Source organism: Ralstonia sp. 110700041-2, from assembly GCF_056280165.1.
This window is the reverse complement of the sequence record NZ_JBSFAI010000036.1, coordinates 1-1315: the sequence shown is the minus strand read 5'-3', so window position 1 is coordinate 1315 and position 1315 is coordinate 1. Positions and strand designations below refer to the sequence as shown.

Below are 1315 nucleotides of genomic sequence, written 5' to 3'. Positions count from 1 at the left end.
TGACCCGTCCTGAATAAGGTTGACACTTTTTCCCCGCCAGGGAGTGAGGGTCAAGATGGACGGGCAGAAGAAGCGAACGCAGAGGGACTACACGCTGGCTTTTAAGTTGGCAGTGGTTGAGCAGGTGGAAAAAGGCGAGCTGACCTACAAAGAGGCGCAGCGACGCTATGGCATTCAGGGTCGCTCGACGGTGCTGGTATGGTTGCGCAAGCACGGACGACAGGACTGGAGCGCCTCGGCGGCGGCCAAAACCACGATGGGAAATCAAACCAGCCAGCGCAAGCCGCTCACGCCTGAGCAGCGCATCAAGGAATTGGAAGTGCAGTTGCGGGAGGCCCAAGAGAAGGCACGCCTGTTCGAGGCGGTGATCGACGTGATCCAGAAAGAGCATGGGGCGCGCGTCGTAAAAAAGCCTTCGGGCAGGTCCTCACGCAAAAGCTCGTCCAAGGGCTGAGTGTGGGCAGGGCCTGCCGCGACATTGGCATCAGCCGCCAAGCGTACTACAAACGCCAGCAAAGCGAGACACGGCAAATCGCGCGTGAGGCCAAGGTCTGTGCGTTGGTCAACCACTTACGGCTGCGCCAGCCGCGCTTGGGTACGCGCAAGCTCCAGCACGTGCTGCGCACGCCGCTGGCCGAGGCAGGCATCCAGGTTGGCCGGGATCGCCTGTTCGATATCCTGCGTGCAGCCCGGCTGCTGGTCGTGCCGCAGCGGGCGTATCACAAGACCACACACAGTCATCATCGCTTCCGGCGCCATCCCAATCTGCTCAAGGACGGCCCGAACCAGGTCATCCCCACCGGGCCGGAGCAGGTCTGGGTGGCCGACATTACCTATCTGCCGACCGCCCAGCGCTGTGCGTACCTGAGTCTGGTGACTGACGCCTACTCGCGCAAGATCGTGGGCTACCGCGTGCATGACAGCCTGCATGCCGAGTCGGTCGCCCAGGCGTTGAAGATGGCGCTGAAGACGCGCCATACGCGACAGCCTCTGGTTCATCACTCGGATCGGGGCATCCAATACTGTTCAGCCGAGTACCAGCGCATCCATCAGCGGCACGGCATCACGTGCTCCATGACCGATGGCTACGACTGCTACCAGAATGCCCTGGCCGAACGGGTCAACGGCATCCTCAAAGGGGAGTTGCTGCTCAAGCGCCCCGCCGACCTAGAGCAGGCCGCACGCATGGTGGCGCAGGCCGTGCATATCTACAACCACGAACGGCCTCATCTGGCCTTGAAATACAAAACGCCCGATGCGGTGCATCGGGCGCTCGGAGACTGAGCACAGTGTCAACCTATGGCAGGACTTGACA

The 1315-nt window shown here is 61.7% G+C and carries 1 pseudogene; it reads left to right on the top strand.

The features are described from left to right. Nucleotides 1-55: 55 nt before the first annotated feature. A pseudogene (locus tag ACUXH0_RS26380) lies at nucleotides 56-1315 on the top strand (IS3 family transposase); the annotation flags it as partial.